This window comes from Streptomyces sp. NPDC059900 (genome assembly GCF_050270335.1).
GTDB lineage: Bacteria > Actinomycetota > Actinomycetes > Streptomycetales > Streptomycetaceae > Streptomyces.
This window is the reverse complement of record NZ_JBNNJZ010000516.1, coordinates 1-5,847: the sequence shown is the minus strand read 5'-3', so window position 1 is coordinate 5,847 and position 5,847 is coordinate 1. Positions and strand designations below refer to the sequence as shown.

Annotated in this window: 9 protein-coding genes and 1 pseudogene; 7 read left to right on the top strand and 3 right to left on the bottom strand. The window is 69.0% G+C overall.

Going from position 1 to position 5,847, the window contains the following annotated elements; all coding sequences use genetic code 11:
- Nucleotides 1–203: 203 nt before the first annotated feature.
- The 3 genes from ACQKIP_RS37800 (at nucleotide 204) to ACQKIP_RS37790 (ending at nucleotide 1,622) form a co-directional block, all read left to right on the top strand.
- On the top strand, nucleotides 204–284 hold the full coding sequence (locus ACQKIP_RS37800; RefSeq protein WP_351007875.1) for a putative leader peptide: 81 nt from the start codon (nucleotides 204–206) through the stop codon (nucleotides 282–284).
- A 158-nt stretch (nucleotides 285–442) separates the two neighbouring features.
- Nucleotides 443–1,288 carry a sulfurtransferase gene (locus ACQKIP_RS37795; RefSeq protein ID WP_365860231.1) on the top strand — a complete coding sequence of 282 codons (846 nt, stop codon included), beginning with the start codon at nucleotides 443–445 and terminating at the stop codon, nucleotides 1,286–1,288.
- 46 nt (nucleotides 1,289–1,334) lie between these two features.
- Entirely contained in the window at nucleotides 1,335–1,622 is a 288-nt protein-coding gene (locus tag ACQKIP_RS37790; RefSeq protein ID WP_160505842.1) for a DUF1416 domain-containing protein, read from the top strand.
- 134 nt (nucleotides 1,623–1,756) lie between these two features.
- Here the strand turns inward: ACQKIP_RS37790 and ACQKIP_RS37785 are convergent, their stop codons facing one another.
- Together ACQKIP_RS37785 and ACQKIP_RS37780 are read right to left on the bottom strand one after the other, a co-directional pair.
- Nucleotides 1,757–2,014, bottom strand: a complete 258-nt coding sequence (locus ACQKIP_RS37785) for a DUF3099 domain-containing protein (RefSeq protein ID WP_365860232.1) — start codon at nucleotides 2,012–2,014, stop codon at nucleotides 1,757–1,759.
- A 37-nt stretch (nucleotides 2,015–2,051) separates the two neighbouring features.
- Nucleotides 2,052–2,414 (bottom strand): DsrE family protein, encoded by a 363-nt coding sequence (locus ACQKIP_RS37780; RefSeq protein WP_365860233.1) that lies wholly within the window; start codon nucleotides 2,412–2,414, stop codon nucleotides 2,052–2,054.
- 284 nt (nucleotides 2,415–2,698) lie between these two features.
- Here ACQKIP_RS37780 and ACQKIP_RS37775 point away from each other — a divergent pair, with 284 nt between their 5' ends.
- The 3 genes from ACQKIP_RS37775 to ACQKIP_RS37765 are packed head-to-tail and all read left to right on the top strand — an operon-like array spanning nucleotide 2,699 to nucleotide 4,749.
- Nucleotides 2,699–3,271 (top strand): FABP family protein, encoded by a 573-nt coding sequence (locus tag ACQKIP_RS37775; RefSeq protein ID WP_365860234.1) that lies wholly within the window; start codon nucleotides 2,699–2,701, stop codon nucleotides 3,269–3,271.
- Nucleotides 3,272–3,302: 31 nt separating this feature from the next.
- Complete coding sequence (locus ACQKIP_RS37770) at nucleotides 3,303–3,749, top strand: Fur family transcriptional regulator (protein ID WP_365860235.1); 447 nt, start codon at nucleotides 3,303–3,305, stop codon at nucleotides 3,747–3,749.
- 34 nt (nucleotides 3,750–3,783) lie between these two features.
- Nucleotides 3,784–4,749: a YgfZ/GcvT domain-containing protein gene (locus ACQKIP_RS37765; RefSeq protein WP_365860236.1), complete on the top strand. Its 966-nt coding sequence runs from the start codon at nucleotides 3,784–3,786 to the stop codon at nucleotides 4,747–4,749.
- A gap of 85 nt (nucleotides 4,750–4,834) precedes the next feature.
- Here ACQKIP_RS37765 and dtd read toward each other — a convergent pair whose 3' ends face one another.
- Nucleotides 4,835–5,272 carry a D-aminoacyl-tRNA deacylase gene (gene dtd, locus ACQKIP_RS37760; protein ID WP_365860237.1) on the bottom strand — a complete coding sequence of 146 codons (438 nt, stop codon included), beginning with the start codon at nucleotides 5,270–5,272 and terminating at the stop codon, nucleotides 4,835–4,837.
- 177 nt (nucleotides 5,273–5,449) lie between these two features.
- Between dtd and ACQKIP_RS37755 the strand changes: the two are divergent.
- Nucleotides 5,450–5,847, top strand: a pseudogene (locus ACQKIP_RS37755) (aerial mycelium formation protein); the annotation flags it as partial.

Below are 5,847 nucleotides of genomic sequence, written 5' to 3'. Positions count from 1 at the left end.
GATACGGAACGGCCCGGTCCGACCGGCCGTTCCGAGGAACGAGACGAAGCCGTCCGCGCGATGGATGCGGCAGGGGCGAACACCGCCCGCCGCACCGGCGCGGGCGGCTTTTTCCTTCAACGAATCCCACATCGTGGATGATCGCGTCTCATCATCCGACACCCCGGTGACACGGCCGCCCTTGCGTCCTTACGATCGGACGCATGCAGCGACAGGCGGACCTCACGAAGCGGCGGGCAGTAGACCTGTGCCGCGTCGCCGCCATGCTCTGTCGCACCTTCTGAGCGGGAGCCCCGACTCCCGTATCCCCCGGCCCGTTGACCTCGTCAGGGCCACCCCGTGCCGCGTACGCCGCGCGATCGCGCAATCACGGCCCGCACCCGGCACGTGCCCCTCGCACAGCACCAAAGCCCCGCCGTAACTGCCCCGGAGGAGAAGAAGTATGAGCCGCAGCGACGTCCTGGTAGACGCCGACTGGGTCGAGGCCCACATCGACGACCCGAAGGTTGCCATCGTCGAGGTCGACGAAGACACCTCCGCGTACGACAAGAACCACATCAAGAACGCGATCCGCATCGACTGGACCGACGACCTCCAGGACCCGGTCCGCCGCGACTTCGTCGACCAGGAGGGCTTCGAGAAGCTCCTCTCGGCCAAGGGCATCGCGAACGACACCACCGTCGTCCTCTACGGCGGCAACAACAACTGGTTCGCGTCCTACGCCTTCTGGTACTTCAAGCTCTACGGCCACCAGGACGTGAAGCTCCTCGACGGCGGCCGCAAGAAGTGGGAGCTCGACTCCCGCGACCTGGTCGACGGCTCCGAGGTCCCCAGCCGCCCCGCCACGGACTACAAGGCCAAGGCCCAGGACACCTCGATCCGCGCCTTCCGCGACGACGTCGTGTCGGCCATCGGCTCGCAGAACCTGGTCGACGTGCGTTCGCCCGACGAGTTCAGCGGCAAGCTGCTCGCCCCGGCGCACCTGCCGCAGGAGCAGTCGCAGCGTCCGGGCCACGTCCCGTCCGCGCGCAACATCCCGTGGTCGAAGAACGCCAACGACGACGGCACCTTCAAGTCGGACGACGAGCTCAAGGCCCTCTACGAGGACGAGCAGGTCGACCTGGCCAAGGACACCATCGCCTACTGCCGCATCGGTGAGCGTTCGGCCCTGACCTGGTTCGTCCTGCACGAGCTGCTCGGCCAGACCAACGTCAAGAACTACGACGGCTCCTGGACCGAGTACGGCTCCCTCGTCGGCGTGCCGATCGAGCTCGGCGCCAACAAGTAACCCTCCCGAAGACCGCAGTGACCTGACCAGCTAAGGACGAACGCATATGTGTGGAGCGAAGGCCGGCGGACCCGACGCCTCGACGATCAAGCCCGGCGAGACCACCATCCAGGGCCAGGTGACCCGCGACGGCGAGCCCGTCAGCGGCTACGTGCGCCTGCTCGACTCGACCGGCGAGTTCACCGCCGAGGTCCCCACCTCGGCGACCGGCCAGTTCCGCTTCTACGCGGCCGAGGGCACGTGGACCCTGCGCGCCCTGATCCCGGGCGGCACGGCCGACCGCACGGTCGTGGCCCAGACGGGCGGCCTCGCGGAGGTCGCGATCGCGGTCTGACGACAGCAGATCACTGACGGCCAGAGGGCCGCACCCCAGGGGGTTGGACGCCACTGGTACGGGGTGCGGCCCTCTGGTTTTCTTCTCCGCCGGCAGGCACGGGTGAAGCGGACCTCTGATGCCGCCGGTGAGGGCTAGCGGTGGTGTTTGCCGTCGAGTTCGTCCCACCATTCGTCGGACTTCGAGTCGCCCGACGGGGCGTCCCACCAGCGGTCGTCCGGGCCCCGGCGGTTCGCCACGATGGCTGCCAGGGGCGGGATCACCATCGCCACGACGCACATGCCGACGGCGACGGGAATGGACCAGAGACGCACGACGCCCCACGCCAGGACGAACAGGGCGATGCACGTGCCCATCATGGCGAAGTACGCGTGGCGTCGTCGCGCGAGCATGCTTCCAGCGTACGACCGCGGACAGCCGCCGTCAGTATCAGTAGACGAGTGCCTGGGTGCCGTCCGTCATCGCTTCCTGCACGAACACCTGTGCGCCTGCGATCCGTACTCCGTCGAGCACGTCCTTTTCGGTGATGTCGCGGCGCGCCGCGCACTGGGTGCAGAGCGTGATCCCGCCCGCGGCCAGGATCGAGTCGATCAGGCCGGGCAGCGGCGCCGCGTGCGGCAGCTCGAACTCCGCGGCCCGGCCCGGCAGCGCGAACCACGCGGACTCGCCGGTCAGCCAGAGGGAGACCTCGACGCCGCTGGCCACGGCCACCGCCGCCACCGTGAAGGCCTGCGAGCAGCGCTCGGGGGCGTCGGCCCCTGCGGTCACCTTGATCACGAGCTTCTTCGCCATGGCGGCATCGTAAGGCCATGCGGGAGGCCACTCGTAAGGCCACCTCGCAGAGAGGCGAGCGGCGCGCACGACTACAGTGGGAGCGGCTCTGATACCTGCCCCCATAGCTCACCCCATAGCTCACCGAGGAGCACCCCGTGCTTGAGGCCTTCTTCTCCGCCCTGCTGGTTCTGGTCTGCGTCGGCGTTCTCGCGTTCGCCGCGCTGTCCGTGAAGAAGCTGTACCAGGGTCAGCGCTGAGCCCCGTACGTCCCGTACGCCACCTAGAGATCGCCTGAGCATCCCATGATCGAGATTCCGTCCGACCTGCACCCCGACCTCGTGCCCCTCGTTTGGCTCCTCGGCAACTGGGCCGGCGCGGGAGTCACCGACTTCCCCGGCTCCGAGAAGGCGAACTTCGGCCAGGAAGTGTCCTTCTCCCACGACGGGCGGGACTTCATCGAGTACCACTCGCACACGTGGGTGCTCGACGCCGAGGGCAACAAGGTCAAGCCCCTGGAGTCCGAGTCGGGCTTCTGGCGCATCGACAAGGACCGCAAGGTCGAGACCGTGATGGTCCGCGACGACGGCGTGGTCGAGGTCTGGTACGGCGAGCTCGCCGACCAGAAGCCGCAGATCGACCTGGCCACGGACGCGGTCGCCCGTACGGCGGCCTCCGGCCCGTACAGCGGCGGCAAGCGTCTGTACGGGTACGTGAAGGGCGATCTGATGTGGGTCGGCGAGAAGCAGACCCCCGAGGTGCCGCTGCGTCCGTACATGTCGGCGCAGCTGAAGAAGGTCGTCTCGCCCGAGGACGTCGCCGAGATGGCCAGGGGCCTCGGCGACCTGCCGGACGACGGCATCGCCTTCTTCAAGTAGGCCGATTGCCGCTCTGGCCTAGACTGCCTGTGTGGCGAGCACCGACTTCGACTGGAAGAGCGACCTGCGACAGCGCGGCTACCGGCTGACGCCGCAGCGTCAGCTCGTCCTCGAAGCCGTCGACACCCTTGAGCACGCGACCCCCGACGACATCCTCTGCGAAGTGCGGAAGACGGCGTCGGGGGTCAACATTTCCACGGTGTACCGCACCCTGGAGCTCCTGGAGGAGCTGGGTCTGGTCAGCCATGCCCACCTGGGGCACGGCGCCCCGACGTACCACCTGGCGGACCGCCACCACCACCTCCACCTGGTGTGCAGGGACTGCACGAACGTCATCGAGGCGGATGTCTCCGTGGCCGCTGACTTCACCGCGAAGCTGCGGGATACGTTCGGCTTCGACACGGACCTGAAGCACTTCGCGATCTTCGGGCGCTGCGAGAACTGCTCCGGCAAGGACACCAAGGCCGCCGAGGAATAAGAACGCCCGCTACCGGGTCGTAGTGTGGGTGAACATGAAGAGCCCCCTCCTGTCCCTGCCCGGCGCCGTCCCCGCCGAGGGTGTGGACGAAGGCGTCGCCGCCCACTACGGCGATCTGTTCCGTGAGCAGCGCGCCCTCGCGGACGGAACCGGTTTCGTCGATCTCTCGCACCGCGGTGTCGTCACCGTCTCGGGCCCCGACCGGCTGAGCTGGCTGCACCTGCTGCTCACGCAGCACGTGACGGAGCTGCCGGTCGGCCAGGCCACCGAGGCGCTGATCCTCTCCGCGAACGGCCACATCGAGCACGCGCTGTATCTCGTCGACGACGGCGAGACGGTGTGGGCGCACGTCGAGCCCGGCACGCAGGACGCCCTTGTCGCGTACCTGGAGAGCATGAAGTTCTTCAACCGCGTCGAAGTCGCCGACCGCACGGACGAGTTCGCGGTGGTGCATCTGCCGGCCGGTTCGATCGCGCCGGTCCCGGACGGTGTCGTCGTACGCGAGACGGCCCACGGACGTGATCTGTTCCTGCCGCGTACGTCCCTCGAGTCGTACGCCGAGGAGAACGGCCCCGCCGTCGGCATCCTCGCCTACGAGGCGCTGCGCGTGGAGGCGCACCGGCCGCGGCTGGGCTTCGAGACGGACCACCGCACGATTCCGCACGAGCTGGGCTGGATCGGCACGGCGGTGCATCTGCAGAAGGGCTGCTACCGCGGCCAGGAGACGGTCGCCCGCGTGCAGAACCTGGGCAAGCCGCCGCGCCGCCTGGTCTTCCTGCACCTGGACGGCAGCGAGGTGCATCTGCCGGTGGCGGGTACGGAGCTGCGGCTCGCCTCGGAGGGCGAGGAGGGCCGGAAGCTGGGCTTCGTCACCACCGCCGTACGCCACCACGAGCTCGGTCCGATCGCGCTCGCCCTGGTGAAGCGGAACGTGCCGCTGGACGCGGGGCTGCTCGCGGGGTCGGTGGCGGCCTCGCAGGAGGTCGTGGTCGAGCCGTAGCAACGAATGTGACCGGGTTGCTCAGGTGACCCGGTCACGTAGATGACCCGGTTACGTAGGTGACTCGGTTACGTAGGTGACCCGGTCACATTTCCAGCAGGACCGTGAACGGCCCGTCGTTCGTCAGCGACACCCGCATCTGCGCCCCGAAGCGCCCCGTCGCCACCGTGGCGCCCAGCGAGCGGAGTTGGGCGACCACCTCGTCCACCAGGGGCTCGGCGACATCGCCGGGCGCGGCGGCGTTCCAGGTGGGCCTGCGGCCCTTGCGCGCGTCGCCGTACAGCGTGAACTGGCTGATGACGAGCAGCGGTGCGTCGATGTCCGAGCAGGACTTCTCGTCGGCCAGCATCCGAACGGACCAGAGCTTGCGGGCCAGTTGGGCCGCCTTCTCCTTGGTGTCCTCGTGGGTCACGCCGACCAGGACGCACAGTCCCTCGCCGGTGATCTCGCCGACCGTCTCGGGGCCGTCCTCGCCCTGGACGACCACGCTCGCCCCGTCCACCCTCTGCACCACAGCACGCATATGGCCCATCATGCCTGCTCCGTACGGCCGCGATGCGCCCGGATGCGCCGCCCGAGAGGTTGGCCTGAACCCCCCATCTGGGGCCGAATGGGTCCACTCGCTCACATAGCGGCCACGAGTGGTGGCACCATGCTCACACGCGGTGTACCGCGCCGGTCGAGGGGACGGTAGAGCCACATGAGCACACCAAGTACGGGGCAGCCGCCCGGAGCTGTGTCGCTGACCCACATGAGCGCCGCGCGGCGTACGAACGTGCCGCGTCCGCCCGTGCAGCGCACGGGCAGCCCCGGCCTGCTCGCCGAGCAGCCGGAGCGCGACCTGACGGCGCTGCTGCTGCGGGAGCTGCGCGAGCTGCGCAGGGACGCCCAGCAGAACGAGGCGGACCTGAGCTATGTCCGGCGTCTGCTCCAGGGGCGGATCGACATCCTGCGGGCCGAGGTCGCCCGCCGCAGGAACCCGGCGGCACCGGGTCCCGAGGGGCCGCCGCTCGTGCTCCGGCTCTCCGAGATCCTCACGGACGGTCCCGCCCGGCACCGCTCCTCCGCCCGGCATGTGACGCTCGGCACGCCGCACAG